Source organism: Noviherbaspirillum sp. Root189 (assembly GCF_001428545.1).
In the GTDB taxonomy this organism is placed as follows: domain Bacteria; phylum Pseudomonadota; class Gammaproteobacteria; order Burkholderiales; family Burkholderiaceae_D; genus Noviherbaspirillum.
The window spans coordinates 94,292-114,893 of record NZ_LMHZ01000010.1 but is presented as its reverse complement, the minus strand read 5'-3'; the positions used below and the strand labels follow the sequence as shown (position 1 = coordinate 114,893).

17 protein-coding genes and 2 pseudogenes are annotated in these 20,602 nt (G+C 59.0%); 1 reads left to right on the top strand and 18 read right to left on the bottom strand.

The window, feature by feature from the left end:
• From ASE07_RS07410 to rfbB, 18 genes and pseudogenes are all read right to left on the bottom strand, one after another.
• Positions 1-1,112: pseudogene (locus ASE07_RS07410) on the bottom strand (phosphomannomutase/phosphoglucomutase); the annotation flags it as partial.
• A 1-nt stretch (position 1,113) separates the two neighbouring features.
• A pseudogene (locus ASE07_RS29610) lies at positions 1,114-1,380 on the bottom strand (phosphomannomutase/phosphoglucomutase); the annotation flags it as partial.
• Between the two features lie 112 nt (positions 1,381-1,492).
• Positions 1,493-2,614, bottom strand: coding sequence for an MraY family glycosyltransferase (locus ASE07_RS07405; protein ID WP_057290178.1), 1,122 nt, complete (start codon positions 2,612-2,614; stop codon positions 1,493-1,495).
• 151 nt (positions 2,615-2,765) lie between these two features.
• A complete protein-coding gene (locus tag ASE07_RS07400) occupies positions 2,766-4,244 on the bottom strand; it encodes a flippase (RefSeq protein ID WP_057290177.1) in 1,479 nt (492 codons plus the stop codon).
• A gap of 12 nt (positions 4,245-4,256) precedes the next feature.
• Positions 4,257-5,414 carry a glycosyltransferase family 4 protein gene (locus ASE07_RS07395; protein ID WP_057290176.1) on the bottom strand — a complete coding sequence of 386 codons (1,158 nt, stop codon included), beginning with the start codon at positions 5,412-5,414 and terminating at the stop codon, positions 4,257-4,259.
• Positions 5,415-5,427: 13 nt separating this feature from the next.
• Entirely contained in the window at positions 5,428-6,291 is an 864-nt protein-coding gene (locus tag ASE07_RS07390) for a glycosyltransferase family 2 protein (RefSeq protein WP_057290175.1), read from the bottom strand.
• 65 nt (positions 6,292-6,356) lie between these two features.
• Positions 6,357-7,583, bottom strand: a complete 1,227-nt coding sequence (locus tag ASE07_RS07385; RefSeq protein WP_082583996.1) for a glycosyltransferase family 4 protein — start codon at positions 7,581-7,583, stop codon at positions 6,357-6,359.
• A 2-nt stretch (positions 7,584-7,585) separates the two neighbouring features.
• A complete protein-coding gene (locus ASE07_RS07380) occupies positions 7,586-8,521 on the bottom strand; it encodes a GDP-mannose 4,6-dehydratase (RefSeq protein WP_057290174.1) in 936 nt (311 codons plus the stop codon).
• Positions 8,505-9,548, bottom strand: a complete 1,044-nt coding sequence (gene gmd, locus ASE07_RS07375) for a GDP-mannose 4,6-dehydratase (protein WP_057290173.1) — start codon at positions 9,546-9,548, stop codon at positions 8,505-8,507. The genes ASE07_RS07380 and gmd overlap by 17 nt, the downstream gene beginning before the upstream one ends.
• 140 nt (positions 9,549-9,688) lie before the next feature.
• A complete protein-coding gene (locus ASE07_RS07370; protein WP_057290172.1) occupies positions 9,689-11,101 on the bottom strand; it encodes a glycosyltransferase family 4 protein in 1,413 nt (470 codons plus the stop codon).
• Positions 11,091-12,323, bottom strand: a complete 1,233-nt coding sequence (locus tag ASE07_RS07365) for a glycosyltransferase family 1 protein (RefSeq protein ID WP_057290171.1) — start codon at positions 12,321-12,323, stop codon at positions 11,091-11,093. Before ASE07_RS07365 ends, ASE07_RS07370 begins: the two co-directional genes overlap by 11 nt.
• 133 nt (positions 12,324-12,456) lie before the next feature.
• Entirely contained in the window at positions 12,457-13,740 is a 1,284-nt protein-coding gene (locus ASE07_RS07360; RefSeq protein WP_057290170.1) for an ABC transporter ATP-binding protein, read from the bottom strand.
• The gene (locus ASE07_RS07355) at positions 13,740-14,525 is read right to left on the bottom strand and encodes an ABC transporter permease (RefSeq protein WP_200960896.1); all 786 of its coding nucleotides are present in this window, start codon (positions 14,523-14,525) and stop codon (positions 13,740-13,742) included. The genes ASE07_RS07360 and ASE07_RS07355 overlap by 1 nt, the downstream gene beginning before the upstream one ends.
• 11 nt (positions 14,526-14,536) lie before the next feature.
• Positions 14,537-15,946: a mannose-1-phosphate guanylyltransferase/mannose-6-phosphate isomerase gene (locus ASE07_RS07350; protein WP_057290168.1), complete on the bottom strand. Its 1,410-nt coding sequence runs from the start codon at positions 15,944-15,946 to the stop codon at positions 14,537-14,539.
• An 84-nt stretch (positions 15,947-16,030) separates the two neighbouring features.
• Positions 16,031-16,912 (bottom strand): dTDP-4-dehydrorhamnose reductase, encoded by an 882-nt coding sequence (rfbD, locus tag ASE07_RS07345; RefSeq protein WP_057290167.1) that lies wholly within the window; start codon positions 16,910-16,912, stop codon positions 16,031-16,033.
• Entirely contained in the window at positions 16,909-17,466 is a 558-nt protein-coding gene (gene rfbC / locus ASE07_RS07340; RefSeq protein WP_200960898.1) for a dTDP-4-dehydrorhamnose 3,5-epimerase, read from the bottom strand. The genes rfbD and rfbC overlap by 4 nt, the downstream gene beginning before the upstream one ends.
• Positions 17,463-18,350 carry a glucose-1-phosphate thymidylyltransferase RfbA gene (gene rfbA, locus ASE07_RS07335; RefSeq protein ID WP_057290165.1) on the bottom strand — a complete coding sequence of 296 codons (888 nt, stop codon included), beginning with the start codon at positions 18,348-18,350 and terminating at the stop codon, positions 17,463-17,465. Before rfbA ends, rfbC begins: the two co-directional genes overlap by 4 nt.
• Entirely contained in the window at positions 18,347-19,423 is a 1,077-nt protein-coding gene (rfbB, locus tag ASE07_RS07330) for a dTDP-glucose 4,6-dehydratase (RefSeq protein WP_057290164.1), read from the bottom strand. Before rfbB ends, rfbA begins: the two co-directional genes overlap by 4 nt.
• Before the next feature lie 307 nt (positions 19,424-19,730).
• Here rfbB and ASE07_RS07325 point away from each other — a divergent pair, with 307 nt between their 5' ends.
• Positions 19,731-20,555, top strand: a complete 825-nt coding sequence (locus ASE07_RS07325) for a symmetrical bis(5'-nucleosyl)-tetraphosphatase (protein WP_057290163.1) — start codon at positions 19,731-19,733, stop codon at positions 20,553-20,555.
• Positions 20,556-20,602 lie beyond the last annotated feature (47 nt).

Genomic DNA, 20,602 nt, shown 5'->3' with positions numbered 1-20,602 from the left:
CGCATCACCACCACCGGCGTGGTGTTGGATGAACGCGCCAGTCCAAAGCCATCCGCATATTCGACCCGCAAGCCATCGATGGTGACGATCTGCTCGGCATCCGGAAACTTCGCGTCCTGCTGCAGTTTGGCAATCAGTGCGACGTTCTCGCCCTCTTCCAGGTGCAGATGCAACTCCGGCGTACTGCTCGCCTGCGGCAAGGCATTGAGCTGTGCCGATGGATCGCGCATGCGCGACAACAGTTCCAGCAGTCGTGCGCCGGCGTACAAGCCATCGTCAAAGCCGTACCAGCGGTCCTTGAAGAACACATGCCCGCTCATCTCGCCGCCCAGCGGTGCGCCGGTTTCGCGCAGCTTGGCCTTGACCAGCGAATGACCGGTCTTCCACATCARCGGCACGCCGCCATGCTGCCTGACCCACGGCCCGATGTGGCGCGTGCATTTGACGTCGTACAGGATTTCCTTGCCCGGATGCCGGGTCAGCACATCCTGCGCAAACAGCATCAGCTGGCGGTCCGGATAAATRATCTGGCCATCCTTGGTCACCACGCCGAGGCGGTCGCCGTCACCGTCGAAGGCCAGGCCGATTTCGGCATCGGTCTCRTTGAGGCAGCGGATCAGGTCTTGCAGGTTTTCCGGATGGGCCGGATCGGGATGGTGGTTGGGGAARTTGCCGTCGACTTCGCAAAACARTTCGAYGACCTCACAGCCCATCTTGCGGTACAGCTCGGGCGCGAAAGCACCGGCCACGCCGTTGCCGCAATCGACGGCRATCTTCATCGGGCGCGAGACCTTGACGTCGCCGACGATGCGTTCGAGGTAGGCATCCTTGATGTCGTGGGTGGTGTAGCTGCCGTTGCCCTGGGCAAAGTCGCCCTTGACGATGGCCTGGTACAAGCCCTGGATCGCGTCGCCGTAGATGGCTTCACCRCCGAGCACCATCTTGAAGCCGTTGTAGTCGGGCGGATTGTGGCTGCCGGTGACCATGATGCCGGACTGGGCGTCGAGCACGTGGGTGGCAAAGTACAGCATCGGGGTGGCGACCACGCCGAGGTCGATCACATTGATGCCGGCGCGTTGCAGGCCCGAGGCCAATGCGGCCGACAGTTCAGGNGGTGGCAAAGTACAGCATCGGGGTGGCGACCACGCCGAGGTCGATCACATTGATGCCGGCGCGTTGCAGGCCCGAGGCCAATGCGGCCGACAGTTCAGGGCCGGACAGGCGGCCGTCGCGGCCGATGACCACGGTTTGTTCGCCTTTGCGGGCTGCAGCGGTGCCAAATGCCTGGCCGATCCCGGCGGCAACATCCGCGTCGAGTGTTTTGCCCACGATCCCACGGATGTCGTAGGCCTTGAAGATGCTTTGAGAAAGAGAAGCCATAATAAACAGAGCCACAAAAACATAGAACTATACGGAAGACCGGCCGATGCTGCAGACGCTGCGTTCGCCTGAGGTGCGTTCGTCCGGAATGCTTTCGGCCGGACTGGCTGGTCTACTTGTCACGCCGGTTGCGTTGTGACTTTTTTTTTCTGCGAACAATCATCCAGCGCGGCGACCGGAAACGCACAATACGCGCATACAGCCAGACGTAGCTGACAATGAAAAGCATGCATAGCGACATCAATGCCCAGGTATGACGCCATAACAGCGTCGCCGGAATCACTGCCATCAGGGACAGTAGCCACAGATAGGGGGAGGTCATGGCGTTGCGCAAGTTCAATGCGCGCGCATCGCGCCGGCCCACGGCCCACAACACCACGCGACGGAAAATCAGGCTGTGCAGGTGGATGCCATCTGGCGTTCCGGGCGACTGGCCGCGCAGGAAGAGCCGGCGGTATGCGGAAAACAGGGTCTCGAATACCGGATAAATCAGCAGCAGCACCGCATACCAGGTCGACACCTCCGGATTGCGCATGACCAGCAGTACCGACAGTTCGCCCAGCATGAATCCAAGGAAATACGCGCCACCGTCGCCCAGGAAAATCAGCCCGGCCGGATAGTTCCAGACCAGGAAGCCGGCTGCCGCACCAGCCACGACCAGCGCCGCCACGACGATGAAAGTATCGTTGACCTGCAGCGCGACATAGCCAAGCGACAGCAGCATGCAGATGCTGACGACAGTGGCCAGGCCATTGAAGCCGTCGATGATATTGATGGCATTGGCAATCCCTGCGACGGCCAGCACCGTCAGCGGCAAGGCGATCCAGATATAGTTCAGCGACCAGACCGAATCGATCCAGTCTATCCGCTCGATGCGCGCATTGAGTAGGTAAAAGCCCATGACCGCAGCCACCATGGTCATCAGCAACCGGCGCGCGGGACTGACCCTTTTGGTGAAATCCTCGATGATGCCGCCGGCGAAGGCGACGGTCGAACAAAGCAGAATCAGCAGGATGCCCTTGCCGATATCCGGCGTGCGCAGCATGGCGATACCTGCTGCGATCACCACCGCCAGGAAGATGGCCGCGCCGCCAATGCGCGGCACGGCGCGGGCGTGCACCTTTTGTACGCCGTCGAGGTCGTTGTCGAGCGCCGATCCATGCAGCCGGGCCTGCTTGATGATGAAGAGCGTCAGAAAGGCGGAAACAATGAAACTGATGAGAAAAGACGACATGAAAGATTAACAATGGCTGCACAGGCCGACGCTCTCAGACCAGATATTCATGGCATGGAAGACGGCGTTGCTTAGCCGGGGCGAAAGAAGGTGACAGTCTAAATTATTGCCATACGTTTATCACCTGATTTGGGAATTTTTTACTAATCTTTCATGGACTTATCTGATTATCAACTCGGTGGCGAGGACGACGCAAGACCTCGTTCCGGTCTTGCGGAGAAAGGAATTGCATCCAGCCAAGACCCAAGCCTGTGAGGATGGCGACCATGCAGACGACGGCACGCCATGGCCACGGCAGCATGGGGTGGGAACATAGTCCCGCTGCAATGACCAGGGTCATGCCGGCCAGCAAGGAAGGAACGGCGGGACGAAGCCCTGTCCGCCCGGCACAGGAAAGTAAGAGCAAGCAGTCGACCGTTACCCGCACCGTCCACAACGCTGCCGCGCCGACGATGCCGTTGGTGACGGCGGCGACATACAAACCGGCTGCATACAAGGGTAATTCGATCAGATGGATACGGGCGGTCAGGTTCGAGCGTCCGGTCGCCTGCAGCCAGGCAAACGGCAGAGTGGCAATGGCATTGACGAAGATGCCGACTGCAACGATTTCCACCACACGATAGCCATTGATTGCGAAGTCTTCGCCCAGCCATAAGCGCAGGCCGTCATAGGCGCCGGCAGCAGCCAGCGCGCACAGCGGAAGCATGAGTGCGGCCGCCACACGGATGCCTCTTTCGTAGAGCCCGGTCAGCGCCGCCTCGCTCCGTGCGTCAAGCTTGCCGGCGAACTTGGGAAACAGCACGCCCGTCAGCGCAGCGGGAATCACGAGGGTACGCAGCATCACCTCCTGCGAGGTGACATACCAGGCGACCGCTTTTGGCGGCAGCAAGGCAGCGAGGACGAAGCGATCCGAGTACACCATCAGCGGGCCGATGATATTGGACACGGTGATCCATCCGCCTTCCTGAAAGAAAATCCGCATGCTGGATGGGCGGGCCGCCCCCAGCAGAATGCCCGGTTCGGCGCGCAGACTGGCGAGTGCATGGGCGAGCAAGGCCAGCACGCGTCCGATGACGATTGCCGCGATCAGGCTATCCAGCGTCGGCGAGACCAGCGCTGCCACGGCCGGCGCGGCATAGGTCCATGCACCGAACACAGTGCGCAGCAAGTTGACCCGCGCGAAACGGTGCACGCCCTCCAGCGCGCCGCGCAACCAGTTGGTCGCCAGTGTGACGGGAATGCTCCACGCGATCCACACCCACCCGGCGGTAATTTCACGACCCAGGTTATCCGGCGGCAGGTAAGGCTGGAACAGCGGACGCAACAGCCACAGCACCGCTCCGATAGCCAGCAGTCCGGGAAGCGCCCGCCACCAGAAAAAGCCACGCAGGATCGTCAGTTCTTCAGCCAGGTTTCCCTGGTCGGCCGCATTGGCGACGCGTCGCGTTACGACACGGCTGAGACCGAAATCGAGAAAGCTGAAGTAGCCGACCAGCGCCCAGACGATGCCGAGCGCGCCGAGGCGCTCCACGCCAGCCGCATGCGCAATCACCGGCACCGATACCAGCGCAACCACCATGGGAAGCACGTGCCCAAGCAGGTTGAAGGCAAAGAAGCGCAGGGTGTGCATGAAGAAGACAGCTCAGGCCACGATGGCCGATGGCGTGACGACCTGATCGTAAAACGCGAGCGAGGTGCTGGTCATGTTTTCCCAGGTAAAGTGGCGGCTTTGTTCCAGTCCCCGAGCGGCGAGCGCCGCCCTCGCCTGCGGATCCGCCAGCAGCCCATCGATCGCCTCGGCAATTCGCGCCGGCTGATGCGGGTCAACCTGCAGGGCGCCGTCGCCCGCCACTTCGGGCATCGACGACAGGTTGCTGGTAATCGTCGCGACGCCGGCCGCCATGCCTTCCAGCACCGGAAGACCGAAACCTTCGTAAAAGGATACATAGGTGAACAGCAACGCGCCCTTCAGCAGCGCATGCTTTTCGGCTTCATTGATGTAGCCGGTCAGCACGATACGTTCGCGTAAGGGCGATGCCTGCACATAGTGCAGCAGCGTGTCGTAATCCCATCCAAGCTTGCCGGCAATGACCAGCTTGACGGCAGGATGGCGCGCGGCGATGCTTTCAAAAGCTTTGACCAAGCCCAGGATATTTTTACGTGGTTCGATCGTGCCCACATACAGGATGTACTGGTCGATCGCGAAGCGCTGTCGCAATCCGTTTAGCAGTGCCGGGTCGGGCGGACTGGCGAGACGTGCCGGATCGGTGCCGAGCGGAATGATCTCTTCCGGTACCCGGCTGGATGGGAAGTAACGATGAAAGTCCTTTTTCGTCGATGCCGAAATGAAGAGCAAGCCATCGGCGCGCGGCAGGTGACGGATAAAGAACTGGAAGAACTTGCGCTTGACCGGCACATGCAGTTCCGGAAACAGGAAGAACGACATGTCGCAGACGGTCACGATGCGCTTGAAGCGACCGAAGGATAACAAGGGAAAACTGTAGTGCAGCGAATGAACCGCGTCGATGCCTCTGGCAAGCGCATAAGCCGGAATCAATAGCTGTTCGAGCAGCACGCGAAAGGCGATGCGGCGAAACAAAGCCGCTTTCAGAGGCAGCACGACCACAGCGGGAATGGCACGCGTCTCGGCCAGCAATTCGCTGTCATCGTCCTGCACCAGGAAATAGAGTTGCCGGTTGCCCGCCATGCTTTGCAGTCGGCGCACGTAGTTCACCGCATAGATGCCGACACCGGTTCGCTGCAGCGGCAATTGGGTGAGGTCGATCAGCACCTTTTTCATGGTCGCGCCCGGCTCAGGGTTTGCGGTCGAGCAGCGAACCCGATGCGGCCGGGAGTTCGGCACCGTGCTGCAAGTTGTTCAGCGCACGGCGGTTGACCGCAACGCGTTCCGCATCGAACAACCAGCCCCACTTGCCAAAGTACTGGACCGCGGAACGAATATGCCTCAGCAGCAACGCGCTGTTCTTGTACGAACCCTTCTGGTAGGCATGGGTGATCGACACGCCAGGGAAGTACACGGTACGGGCAACGCGGCCGACACGACGCGACAGGTCCACATCTTCGAGGTACATGAAGAAGCGCTCGTCGAAGCCGCCGACCTGCTTCAGCACTGAACTGCGCAAAAACATGAAGCAACCGGACAGCGCCGGTACTTCCATGACGCGGTCATAATCGCCGCCTCGCATTTCATAGTGTTCAAGCCTTCCGCTCAGCCGGTACAGCCCCGGCAGGAAGCGTCGCACTGTGAGATCGACCGGATGCGGCAGCAACTTGCATAGATGCTGGCGGCTGCCGTCGGGATAACGGATGTCAGGCATGATAAGGCCGATATCCCGGTGCTGTTCCATGTAAGCAGACAGGGCAGGCAAGACTTCGGGGCCGAACGAGATATCCGGATTCAATACGACGTGGTAGTCGACACCCTGCTCCAGCGCGGCGGCAATCGCAAGATTGTGTGCCACGCCAAAGCCGGGATTGTCCGGGCGATGGATATAGTGGGCGCCGAATTCCTGCGCGACAGCGGCAAGCTGGTCGTTACCTGAATTATCGACGAGGTACAGCGCAATATCCATCGGCGTCGACGCGACGCTGCGCAGCACCTCGGCAATCTGCTCGGGGTCGTTGTGGTAACTGACGACGGCACAACTAAGGCGCATGATGCTGACTCGCTTGCAAAAACAATCTCGGGACTCGTGTTATCGGCATGAAGTTTTGCCGTCGTTCAGGCAAGCACCTTACGGTAAATAGCCAGTGTTTCCAACGCAAATTTGCGCCAGGTAAAACTTTCGGCACGCTGGCGGCCTGCCGTGCTCAGACGCGCATGCAAGGCATCGTCTTCAATCAGCGATCGCATGTGCGTGGCGATCCTGCCATCATCAAGCGGTTCAACCAGCAGGCCGGCGTCGCCCACCACTTCGGGCAGCGATGCTCGGTTCGATGCAATGACCGGCACACCGCAGGCCATCGCTTCCAGCGGCGGCAAACCAAAACCTTCATACAGCGACGGGTACACGAACAAGCGTGCGCCGGAATACAGGGCCGGCAGATCGGCCTGTGCGACGTAACCTGGCAAGCGCACTTCGCCGCGCTGAATCATGTGTTTCAGACTGTCGGAAAAGCGTTCCATTCCCCAGCCGTTCATACCGACGATGACCAGAGGATAACGCTGTCGCACCGCGTCGGGCAACTGGGCATAGGCGGCGATCACGGTGGACAGGTTCTTGCGCGGCTCCAGGGTGCCGACTGCCAGCAGATATTGACCGGGTTGCAGGTCAAACTGCTGCAGCACTGCTGCACAATGGACCGGCGCCACCGGCTGGAATTCAGGCGACACGCCAAGCAGGACCGTCGTCACCCTCTCCGGCACCACGCCGTAGTAGTCGATCACTTCACGTCGCACAAATTCGGAATCGACCATGATGTGACTGGCGCGATTCATCACCGAAGGCATCACCCGGTTCATTTCGCGCACCCGGTCTTCCGGATGCGTCTCCGGATGGCGGATCCAGGAAATGTCATGCACGGTGACCACCGTCGGTCCCTTGAAGCGGAAAGCCAGGTAAGCCGGTTCATGGTACAGCGTGATGCCATTAGCCTTCACCCCCGCAGAAAACCGTGTCTGCTTGAGAAAACGCGCAATCACATGCGGGCGCGGCAACAGTCGCTTGATCGCATTGTTGACCTGACGGACTGCCGCCGGCGCCGCCGTACGCACCCTGGTATCCCAGGAAGTGCCGTAGAACAGCCATGGCTGCTGCGGCATCAGTTGCTGCATTTCGGCAATCAAGCGGTACGTGTACTGACCGACACCAGTCAACGGTCCCAGCAAAGGCACGGCGTTGATGCCCAGTCGCACACCAGCGAACGTGTCCGTGTGAAGCTGCTCCCGGGCAGGGAGCGCTTGCTCGTCCCGGAACGGCGCGCCGGTTTTGTCACACAGGGTATGCACGCTTATTGTCCAATGCCAGCCGCATACATCCAGCGTAAGGTCTCTTGCAAAGGGATGGGGTTGAGGTCGGGAACGATGCTGCGCAGCTTGTCGGGCGATCCGACCAGGGTCTTTACTTCGGACTGCCGCACGAAGGCAGGATTGACCCGAACTTCGATTTGATAGCCGGCGATGTCCTGCATCATCTCGATGATGGATCGCAGCGAATAAGGCTGGCCGGTGCAAACATTGACGGTTTCGCCGGCGCAATCGTTTTCCAGCAAGCCGTGGTAGGCATGCGCCACCATGCGCACGTCGGAAAAATCCCGCTCCACGTCGAGGTTGCCGAGTTCGATGACCGATGCATTGCTGGCAAAATGCGAGACGATCTTGGGCACCAGGAAATTCGGCTGCTGGCCGACGCCGGTGTAATTGAACGGACGCGAAATCACGATGGGCAAACGATCGGACCAGGTCCGCACCAGGTGTTCCATCGCCAGTTTGCTGGCCGCGTAATGATTGACCGGTTGCGGCGGCTGCGTTTCGGCGATCACGCCCGCAGTCGCGTTGCCATATACATTCGCACTGCTGGCGACCAGCACGCGCTTGACCGGCGCACCGGTATCGCTAATGGCTTGCAGCAGGTTCATGGTGCCGATGACATTGACCCGGTAGAACGCATCGGCATCAGCATGGGCGACGAAGCTGATCGCCGCCAGGTGCACCAGAAAATCCGGGCGCACCTTGTCGATCACGCGCCGGCAATCATCCAGCGAGGTGATGTCGAGTGTCGTTTCATGCGATCCGCGCGCGGCGCCAACCAGCGCGCCGCACACCGAATAGCCGGCCGCCTCCAGTTCCGCCCGGACGTACTTGCCGGTGAAACCGTTGGCGCCGGTGAGCAGCACGCGGCCGCGATGGCCGTCTGCTGCCTGATCCTGATTAGAAGGAGAACCCACGCTCGTTTCTCCGCAAGTCGGCCTGTACCATCATCTGGCACAACTGCTCCAGCGTTGTTTGCGGTTCCCAGCCCAGCTTCTGCTTGGCCTTCTCGGGATTGCCGATCAGCAGATCGACTTCCGCGGGACGATAAAACTTCGGATTCACACGAACCATGATCTTGCCGCTGGAGGCATCGACCGCGGTTTCATTCTCGCCCGAGCCACGCCATTCGAGCTGCATGTCAGCCGCCTTGAATGCCATGGTGACGAAATCGCGTACGGTCTCGGTACGGTTGGTGGCCAGCACGAAAGTATCCGGCTCATCGGCCTGCAGCATGCGCCACATGCCTTCCACGTATTCCTTCGCATAGCCCCAGTCGCGCTTGGCGTCCATGTTGCCGAGTTCAAGCACGTCCTGTTTGCCGAGACGGATCTTGGCGACGGTGTCCGTGATCTTGCGGGTCACGAATTCGCGGCCGCGCAGTGGGGATTCATGGTTGAACAGGATGCCGCTGCAGCCGAAGATATCGTAGGACTCGCGGTAGTTGATGGTGATCCAGTGCGCGTACAGCTTGGCGACGCCGTACGGGCTGCGTGGATAGAAAGGCGTGCTTTCGATCTGCGGAATCGCTTGGACCTTGCCGAACATTTCCGAGGTGGATGCCTGGTAGAAACGCACCTTCGGATTGACGATACGGATGGCTTCGAGCAGGTTAAGCGGGCCGATACCGGTGATCTCGGCTGTGGTGGCCGGCTGGTCGAAGGAGACGCCGACGAAGCTCTGTGCGGCGAGGTTGTACACCTCGGTGGCGCCGGTTGACTGCAGCAGGCGGATGCTGGCACTGAGGTCAGTCAGGTCGTATTCGACGAGGTGCAGTTTGGGATGCTTTTCGATGCCCAGTTCTTCAATACGCCAGAAATTGACCGAACTGGTGCGGCGATAGGTGCCGTAGACGGTATAGCCCTTGTTGAGCAGAAGTTCGGCGAGATAAGCGCCATCCTGTCCGGTGATACCGGTGACGATTGCGGTAGATGGTGTAGTCATTGTTAAGCTTTATAAGGTCTGGAAATGAAAAGGGAATACCAACTCAGGTCGGCAAATCTGCTCGTCATTGCATTTTAGAAACAGTACTCGGAGCATCTGCACAAATTAATCGAGTTCAATGTTGTCGGTGATAACGGAAATCAAAGTTGCTTCAGAATTGACGCAGCAGTTTCATTCCATGAGGTTGTTTTGTACCGGCTCTTGATGGCATGCACCTTTGCTTCCAGCGCAGCCGGGTCGGTCGAGTAGGTCTTGATCTTATCAGCCCAGCCCAGCACGTCCCATGGCTCCAGATACTCAAGGATATCACCGGCGATTTCCGGAATCGACCCCGCATTGGATGTCAGACAGAATTTTCCATGCGTCAGGCTCTCTGCGACCGGTAAGCCCCAACCTTCATACAGCGACGGGTACACGGTGAATGCGCAGCTTTCGTAGAGCAAGTCCAGGTCGGCGTCCGTGACGCGGTTGAGCACGATGATCTTGTCGCGCACCCGTTTGTCTTGCTGGATGGTAAAAATGAAGTCGTTGACGCGCCATCCCGGCATGCCGACAAACACCAGTTTCGGCAGGTCGGTCACGCCCTGCTCGATCAGGCGTACATAGGCGTTGTACAGCACCTGGTGGTTCTTGCGGATTTCAATGGTCGACACCATCAGAATGAAATGCTCCTGCGCGACGCGCTTGACCGCATCCGAATGCTGCTGTTCGTGGATGACCGGCAGCATGTCGCCCAGGCGCACGACCGACATGTTGGGCACAGGCGTGCCCAGCTCGACCAGCAGCTTGCGCAGATCCTTGCGCGTGCATTCCGAAATGCAGAAGATGTGGTCGGCAATCCATGCCATGTTCGAAAAATAATGCGCAAAGAACTGGTCCGCGCCTTCCGAATAGAAGTGCGGGAACAGCACCGGAATGATGTCGTAGGCAACGCAGTTGATGCGGAAGCCGATTTCCTTCTTCAGGCGATACAGGAACTCGATCTTGTTGTGATCCCAGTCCAAGCCCATGGTCAGGTAGGTATCGGACTTGCGGATATTGGCCTTCGGATAGCTGGACGGCTCGTTCGCGACGCCCGCATTCGACTGCAGCGCCGGGGCAATGGCGTCCGGCGTCTTCCATTCACGGTAGGCGTACGCGGCGATGCGGCGCATCTTCATCAGTTTGGCCTTTGCCGCGAGCTGCTGGCGCACCGGCAAGGCGGAAACGCACTTGCGAGCGATACGGCGCAATACCTGTTCGCTGCGACGGGCAAAACCGACTTCGCCCGAGGCTGCCGCAACCGGGGCGGCGACCGGCGTCACTGTCGGCGCATCGGACCACACGCGGTTGAGGATGCGCCAGACTTCGTCCAGCGGCAATTCATAGTAGGACAGCGTGCGCTGATCGAAAATGCAGGCACGCATCCGGCCCGGCACCATATTGAGCAGCGCGCGGCAGCACTCCTGCTCCATGCGCACGATGCCCACCGCCGGCCGGGTCCAGTTGAACGAGGTCGTGAAATCGAACCAGATGGTTGGCTCAGTCTGAGTGGACGCGGCGTTAGCGAGCATTGCAATCTTTCAGAACAACTTTGGAAATTTCCTTCAGGGTGTTTTCCCACAACAGGCTTTCGCGCCTGCTGCGGCTGTCTTCACTAACCTTGTTGGGCGGAAGGCTGAGCAACGACACGAGGCGGCTCCTGAATGCCTGCGGGTCATCTTCGATGAAGACGCCGGCTTCATTGGCAAAATGTTCGAAGCCGCGGAAAGCGGTCGAAGTGCCGAGCACATAGGCCCCCGTCACCAGGGCTTCGGCGGTCTTGATGTTGGAGCCGCCGCCGGTCGTGATCGGCAGCACGAAGACTTGCGTAAACTTGCGCAGCGCCGCAACGCCGATGTTATCCACCGGTCCGAACAGGATGCTGCGCGAGCGGTTGATGCTGATCCACTTGTTGAATTCCTCGGAACGTTCGATGAGCTGACACACGCCTCCGGCCACAACCATTTTGCGATCGGGCGGCAGGAAGGCCAGCGAATTGCCGAGCAGCGAAAAGAAACCGACCGCATTGGGCAGGTGGGCGCTGCTGATGTAGGTGGCGAAGGGTTCCTTCGGCACGATCGCGCGCCAGCCTTCGACCGACTGCGGATCGACATCCAGCTTGCCGACGCCATTGGGCAGCAGCACCACATCGTCGCGCCCGCCAAGTTCCTGCAGTTTGACGCGATCCTGCTCGGACACGGCAAAAGTAATGTGCGCGCTGCGCACCAGTTCGATTTCGATCTGGCGAATGCTGTCGCTGATGAGGCTGACATAGTCCTGCGGCGCCTTGATCTTGTGCAGCACTTCTTCCTTCATCTCGTATTCGATGTTCTGCGACGAGAAGATGACGCGCGGCGCAGTGCCTGCTGCTTCCGATGGTTGAGACGCAAGGATTTTTTTTACGACCGGCCAGAAATACGGCTGCTCCAGCTGCACATAGTCGTAGCCGCCGGTACGGATTTTCGACGCGAGCTTGTCGTAAATGACCGGATCTTGTGCGACGTGCAGCGCCGACAGGTAGTCGTAGACTGCGTAGTCGAATTCCTTGTTGATAGTGACGGCCAGGCTGCCCGGCAGCGGAATGTCGGTGCTTTCGTAGTACTGGTAGCCGCCTTCCTGGAAAAACGACACCAGGTCGACCTCGATCCCTGCTCTTGCGTATTCCTGCTTGATGTGGAATGTCCGAAGCTGTCCGCCATGGCGTGGCTCGACGATCGGATAGTTCGCCAGCATCAGTATTTTTATCTTCTTCATCGTATCCCGATTGATCTTGTACGAGCCTGAATCTCAGTCTGAGTCACAGCCTGAATCAAAGCCCCTATCAATTCAATACTGCTCCCTGCCTGCCTTGGCCGGCAAGCCTCTCTGTCCTGCACACTATGTGCTGCTATTTTGTTGCTATTTGTGTTGCCATCTTCGCGGCAACGTGCGCAGCGCCCGAACCGGGCCGCGCGATGCTGATTTGCGGGTTGAGCCATGTGCAGCCGACGAACTCCGGCTTGCTCAGGTTGGTCACCGAAAAGACCAGTGCCAGATCGCGCCATTCATAATTATGGACGAGGTGCGTATCTGTACTTTCCAGTGCGGTCGCAATCGAATAGGTGCCCGGTCCCAGGTCCAGCGGGAACTCGACACGGTATGTGATCACTTCGCCCGCCTCGACTTCATGCAACGGCTGCTTCGTCAGATCGGTATTGGTCCCGTAAATCTCCTGGCCCAGCCTGTCCTTGATCATGAAGCCCAGCACCAGGCGCGGAATCGCGGCATGGATCCTGACCTTGATCTGCAGCGCCACCGGCACGCCAACATCGAACAGTTCCTGCGGTTCGCCACGCTCATTGAGCAGGGCAATATCCATGACGGTTGCCTCGCCGGTCCCGGAAACCGTCTGCACCTTGCCATCCGCGAGTATCTGCTGCTTCAGGTTCAGGTTGGCGTTTTCCCGCTCCGCCAGCCGGGCGTTATAGTAATCCATCACCTCTTCCGGCGCACCTTCCTTTACCAGCCGTCCGCCGTCGAGCAGGATGGCCCGATCACAGATCGACTGGATCGCATTCTTGTCGTGCGAGACGATCAGCAGCGTGGTGCCAGCCTTGCTGTACGAGCGGATCCGGTCAAAGCTCTTGTGCTGGAAATACGCATCGCCGACCGACAGGGCTTCGTCAACGATCAGCACATCCGGCCGCTTGGCGGTGGCGACGCTGAAGGCAAGCCGCATCTGCATGCCGCTTGAATACGTGCGTACCGGCTGATCGATGTAGTCGCCGATTTCGGCAAACGCCTCGATGTCCGGCATCAGCCGGGCAATTTCCTCGACGCTCAGGCCGAGCAACTGGCCCGACATGAAGACGTTCTGCCTGCCGGTAAAATCAGGATGGAAGCCCATGCCGAGCTCCAGCAGCGCAGCCACCCGTCCGGTGATTTCAACGCTGCCGGTAGTAGGCTGCGTGGTCCCGGTAATCATCTTGAGCAGCGTGCTCTTGCCGGCGCCGTTGATACCGATGATGCCGACCGCCTCACCCTGCTCCAGGTTGAAGCTGACCTCGCGCATTACCCATTTCAGGCGATGCCGTGGCCCGCCGAACGGAAACACCCATTCTACGAGGCGCGACCAGTGATTGTGGTATTGCTTGTAAGCCTTACCAAGGTTTGAAACGCTTATCCGGCCCATCAGAGTTCATCCACGATTTCGCCGACGCGCTTGCGGAACAGGCGCATGCCGACAATACACAGTATCGCCGCCAGTACCGCAGGTATCAGCAGCGAGCCCCACTCGGGCCATTGTCCATGCACCAGGATTTGATGGTAGGCGCTGACGAGAGGCGCCATCGGATTCAGGTTCAGGTAGGGACGCACTGCGTCCGGCAAAATGGATTCCGGATAAACCACGGGCGTAAACCAGAACCAGAACTGCAGCAAAACGGCGAAAAACTGACCTACATCACGAAAAAAAACATTCAGTACGCCGACAATGATACCAAGGCCAATTGCGAACGCGATCTGGATCGCAAGCACAGGAAAAATGGCGACGAAACTGATCCCTGGAAAAGTGCCGGAAAACAGCAGGAACAGCACGAACAGGCTGAAAATGATCGTAAAGTTGATTCCGGCATTGAGCAGCACGATGATCGGCAGGCAGATGCGGGGAAAGCTGATCTTCTTGATCAGGTTGGCATGTTCGAGAAAGACGTTTTGCGCCCGGCTGACAATTTCGGCAAACAATCCCCAGGTGAGGATGCCCGCGCACAGGTAGATACTGTACGCGAAGCCGTTATCGACACCCGGCAGGCGGGTCCGCATGACCTGGGAAAAGATGACCGTGTACACCACGATCATCGCCAGCGGATTCAGAACCGTCCATGCTGCGCCCAACAGCGAATTGCGGTAACGCGACTGAAACTCCCGCTTGACGCTGCCCGATATGAAGCCGCGATAGCTCCATATCGAACGCAACATGCTTACTGCCATTATTGAACCCTGCCGTATATATCTTCAAAACGGACGATGTCATCCTCGCCCAGATAGGAGCCGCATTGTACCTCGATCAGGGCCAGTTCCGTGTCGCCGACGTTGGTCAGGCGATGCTTGTTGCCAGCCGGGATATAGGTGGACTGGTTGGCTTCCAGCGTGACGGTCTGTTCGCCATTGATGACTTCGGCCTTGCCGGACACCACGACCCAGTGTTCGCTGCGGTGGTGATGCATCTGCAGCGACAGGGAAGCACCCGGCTTGACCGCGATGCGCTTGATCTTGAATCCCGGCGCATCCTGCAGCACCGTGTAAGTACCCCAGGGACGAGCGACCGTGCGGTGGTTCTTGTGCGCTTCATGGCCGCTGGCCTTGAGGCGGTTGACCACTTCCTTCACTTCCTGGCTGCGCGACTTGTCGGCCACCAGCAGCGCGTCGGGCGTATCGATCACCAGCAGGTTGTCGAGGCCGATCACCGCGACCAGGCGATCGGTGGTCTGGATATGGGTATTGCGGCTGTCGATGACGATGGTCTGGCAATCATTATTGGTATTGCCCTGCGCGTCCGCCGGGATGGCTTCCGCCACGGCTTTCCAGGCGCCGATGTCGCTCCAGTCGAAATCGCCGGGGATGACAGCGAGGTTCTTCGCCTTTTCCATCACCGCGTAGTCGATCGAAATGTTTTCCAGCGCAGTGAAGCCGGCGGGCAGTTCCATCTTGTCGCCGTCCGGTTTGGTGCTGTTCCAGACTTCGCGCGCCGATTCAAGCAATGCCGGGTTGTAGGTCGCAAATGCCTCGAGGATGGTGCTGGCCTTGAAACAGAACATGCCGCTGTTCCACACGAAGTTGCCTTCGGCCAGCATGCGGGCTGCATTCACGGCGTCCGGTTTCTCGACGAAGCGCTGAACGACCTGTGCGTGTTCGCTGACCTTGTTGCCCATTTCGATGTAACCGAAGCCGGTTTCCGGGCCGGTCGGCTTGACGCCGAACAGCACGAGAAAACCATCCTTCGCGAGGTTTTCCGCATGCCGTACCGAGGTGTAGAAGGATGGCGTGTCCTTGATCAGGTGATCGGCCGGCATCACCAGCATGCAGGCATCGGGTTTCTGCTGGACCGCCCACAGCGCGGCAAGCGCAATCGCCGGCGCGGTATTGCGGCCGGACGGCTCAAGCATGTACTGCGGCTTGACCTGCTGGTCCGCCAGCTCATCCTTGGACAGAAAATAATAATCCCGGTTGGTGACAATCAGCGGCGGGGTATTGCCCGATACTTCGAGCGCGCGCTCATGCGTCTGCGTGAGAAGACTCTTGCCGCCGCCGATACGCATGAAAGGCTTTGGATGCGCTTCGCGCGAAACAGGCCACAGTCGGGTGCCGGCGCCGCCGGAAAGAATAATGGGGATCAGCATAGTTTTTTTCTCACAGTGTTAATTCGTTGAGGCTGACGACAGAACCGGTAATTGAAATTCAACGCCATCCGGCATCGCCATAAATCATTCCAGGCACAGTTTCAGCGCCTCGTCCCATGCGGGCAAACGGCAGAACCGCTCCGTCAGCAGCTTGCAGCACAGCACTGAATTTGCGGGCCGTTTTGCGGGTAGCGGATACTCGTGCGTACTGATCGGCGTGACCATTGGCTTTTTATTTAATGACCAGTGCGCAACAATAGTCTGGGCAAAACCGTGCCAACTGGTTTGACCTTGCGCAGCAAGATGATAGACACCGCTGTTTTGGCGCCACAGGTCATGATCCAACCCACCTTTGCCGCCGGCAGTCTGTAGGTTTGCCACAACAAGGGCGCTCGTGTCCGCGATGGTACGACACCATGTCGGCGCTCCGTGTTGATCTGCGACAATACGGAGCTCTTCCCGCTCCTGCGCCAGTCGCCGCACGGTCAGCAGGAAATTCTTGCCGCGCATCCCGTACACCCAGCTGGTCCGCAAAATCAGGTGCGGTATGCCGCTGGCCTGCACGGCTTGTTCGCCGGCCAGCTTGGTGCGGCCATAGACATTGGCAGGCGACGGCAAGTCATCCTCGCTGTACGGTCCGTCCTTGGAACCATCGAACACATAATCGGTTGAATAATGGACCATGGCGGCGCCCAGCTTGCGCGCTTCGTCGGCCATCACACCAGGGGCCTCGCCATTGATGCGCATTGCCAGTTCCGGTTCCTTCTCGGCCTGATCGACGGCCGTGTAGGCAGCCGGATTGACGATCAGGTCGGGCCGCTGCGCCCGCACGACATCGCGCACCTGGCCGAGGTCGGACAAGTCCAGTTGACTGCGGTCCAGCGCGATCACCGTTCCCAGAGCTTGCAGGCTGCGCTCGAGCTCGTAGCCAACCTGGCCGGTCCTCCCTGTCAGCAGGATCTTCATGGATATACCTCGGCATCCAGCAGCAGACTGCCGTGACGGTCCTTCTCGGACAATACCGGGGCAACCTCAATCGGCCATTCGACAGCAATCGACGGATCGTCCCAGGCGATGCAACGCTCGTATTCCCTGGCCCAGTAATCGGTGGTTTTATACAAAAATTCGGCGGATTCGCTAAGGGTCAGAAACCCATGCGCGAAGCCGGCCGGGACCCACATCTGCACCCTGTTTTCCGCAGACAGCAGCGCTCCCACCCATTGCCCAAAGGTGGGTGAGCTGCGCCGAATATCGACGGCCACGTCGAATACTTCACCCGCAACCACGCGCACCAGCTTGCCCTGTGCCTGGCTGATCTGGTAATGCAGGCCGCGCAACACATTGCGCGCGGAACGAGAGTGGTTATCCTGCACGAAGCGTACCGACTGGCCGCCATTGACCAGCGCGGCAAACGCGCGTTCGTTGTAGCTCTCGAAAAAGAATCCGCGCTCGTCGCCGAAGCAAGCCGGCTCAATGAGCTTCACATCAGGAATAGCTGTCGAAATCACACGCATGGTCAGAACACCTTGTCGTTAAGAATATGCATCAGGTATTCGCCATAACTGCTCTTGCGAAGCGGCTGTGCGAGCGCTTCCAGTTGCGCGGGGCTGATGTAGCCCTTGCGAAACGCGATTTCTTCGGGACAAGCGACTTTCAGGCCCTGCCGCTTTTCCATGGTCGCAATGAACTGCGCGGCATCGAGCAGCGATTCATGCGTGCCGGTGTCGAGCCAGGCCATGCCGCGCCCCATGACTTCCACGTTCAGCTGACCGAGATCGAGATAAGCCTGGTTGACATCGGTGATCTCGAGTTCACCACGCGCCGAAGGCCGGATGCCGGCCGCAATATCACAGACCTGGTTATCGTAGAAATACAGTCCCGTCACCGCGTAATTCGATTTCGGCAGCTTGGGTTTTTCGACGATGCTGACCGCGCGACCGGCACCGTCGAACTCCACCACACCATAGCGTTCCGGGTCTTGCACGTGATACGCGAACACCGTCGCGCCTTGCACCTGCGCGGCGGCTTTGCGCAACTGTTCGTCGAAGGCATGGCCGTAATAGAGGTTGTCGCCCAGAATCAGCGCAGACTGCGCATTGCCGATGAATTGACGTCCGATAATGAACGCCTGTGCCAGACCTTCGGGCGCGGCTTGGACCGCATACTCGAAATTGATGCCCCACTGGCTGCCATCACCCAGCAGTTCCTGGAAGCGCGGCGTATCGGCCGGCGTTGAAATGATAAGGATCTCGCGTATCCCTGCCAGCATCAGGGTGCTGAGCGGATAATAGATCATGGGCTTGTCGTACACCGGCAGCAGCTGCTTGGAGGCTGCCAATGTGACCGGGTAGAGGCGCGTGCCGGAGCCGCCGGCCAGGATGATGCCTTTGCGTGCCGTCGTCATGCGCGCACTCCTTCCCCGTCAACTGTCTCGGCAACCCGGGATGCTTGATGCAGGTAAGCGCCGGACAGGACATTCTGCAACCAGTCGCCGTTGTCGAGATACCACCGCACCGTCTTGCGAATGCCGCTGTCGAAGGTTTCCGCCGGTTTCCAGTTCAGTTCACGCTCGATGCGGCCGGCGTCAATGGCATAGCGCCGATCATGTCCTGGCCGGTCTGCGACAAAGGTAATCTGGTCACGGTAGCTGGCAGGCTTTGCTGCGAGCTGGTCGAGGATGTCGCACAGCGTATGCACCACCTCAAGATTGGTTTTCTCGTTCCAGCCGCCGATGTTGTAGGTTTCACCCGTGACACCCGCTGCCAGCACGCGACAGATCGCGGCGCAGTGATCGCCGACATATAACCAGTCGCGCACGTTGGCGCCATCGCCATAGACCGGCAGCGGCTTGCCGGCCAATGCATTGGCGATCATCAATGGAATCAGCTTTTCCGGGAACTGGTAGGGACCGTAATTGTTCGAACAGTTGGTCGTCAGCGTCGGCAAGCCATAGGTGTGGTGGTATGCGCGCACCAGGTGGTCCGATGCGGCCTTCGATGCGGAATACGGACTGTTGGGCGCATACGCGTCCGTTTCGCGGAAAGCCGGGTCGGCCGGACCAAGCGAGCCATAGACTTCATCGGTCGACACGTGCAGGAAACGGAAACTGTCGCGCTGCGGGGCCGGAAGTGCGGCATGATAGGCGCGCGCGGCTTCGAGCAAGGTGAAGGTGCCGTTGATATTGGTGTTGATGAAATCCGCCGGACCATGGATGGAACGGTCGACGTGGCTTTCTGCGGCAAAGTGAAGGATCGCCCGGGGCTGATATTGCTGCAACAGGCCCGACACCAGACTTGCATCACCGATATCGCCTTTGACAAAGATGTGACGAGGGTCCTGCCGTACGGACAGCAGGTTATTGAGATTACCGGCATATGTCAGCTTATCGAGGTTGACGAGAGGTTCGTCACTCGATGCCAGCCAGTCAATTACAAAGTTGGAGCCGATGAAGCCGGCACCACCCGTCACTAAAATCATGCAGAATCCCGGAAGTGGGTGAATTTGAGTAAACCCATGATTTTACTTGAATTTAATTATTAAAATCGTATTTGGGCAGCGGGTATTTAAACAGGATTCGCTCGTTACTTGGGTAAGGGATTGTTACGACATCCCTCCTTTGCTCCACTTTTGACCGCTTTTTGCAGCCATGTGGCCAGTTGTGCGTGTGGTGCCTGTGGCGCATGTTGCACGCGGGAAGCAGACCGATTTCCCTATAATGCGAAGCCGAAGCACGACCAAAGTGTGGTCGTTCCCGCTCATTTTGCCAATCAAACAACAAAGTACTATGCCAACTTATGCAATCGGTGATCTTCAAGGATGCCGCCCCAAACTCACCGAACTGCTGGACAAGATCCGGATGTCCTGCCCGGACCCTCGCCTGATTTTCGTGGGCGACCTGGTTAACCGGGGTCCAAATTCACTCGAAACTCTACGCGAAGTACGTGCTCTCGGCGATACCACAAATGTGGTACTTGGCAACCATGACTTGCACCTGCTGGCGGTTGCCAACGGAATTCGTCCGCAGCATCGCTCGGACACACTGGACGATATCCTTGCCGCACCCGATCGCGATGAACTGCTGGACTGGCTGCGGCACCGCCCGCTTGCCATCCTCGAAAACAAGCACCTGATGGTGCATGCCGGCGTGCTGCCGCAATGGACCGCGGAACAAACCGTTGCCTTGTCACGCGAAGTGGAAGCCGTACTGCAGGGACCGGACTGGGTGGAATTTTTGCGCCAGATGTATGGCAACCAGCCGGCACGCTGGGACGACAGGCTCGACGGTGCGGACCGCTTGCGCTGCATCGTCAATGCGCTGACACGTATCCGATTCTGCGACGCCGAAGGTACGATGGATCTGACGACCTCCAAGGGGGCCGAAATCGAACTGCCGGGTTTCATGCGCTGGTTCGACGTCCCGGGCCGCAAGACGGAAGATGTGACGGTGGTTTTCGGACACTGGTCCACGTTGGGATTGATCATGCGGCCCGATGTCATCAGCCTTGATACCGGGTGCCTCTGGGGCGGCAAACTGAGCGCGGTCTGCCTGGACGACCGCAGCATAGTGCAGGTCGATTGCCCGCAATATCAGAAGCCGGGTTCGATTTAGAAGAATGTCCGGATGGATTCGATGCGCTTCCAACAAGCGCCGTCGGA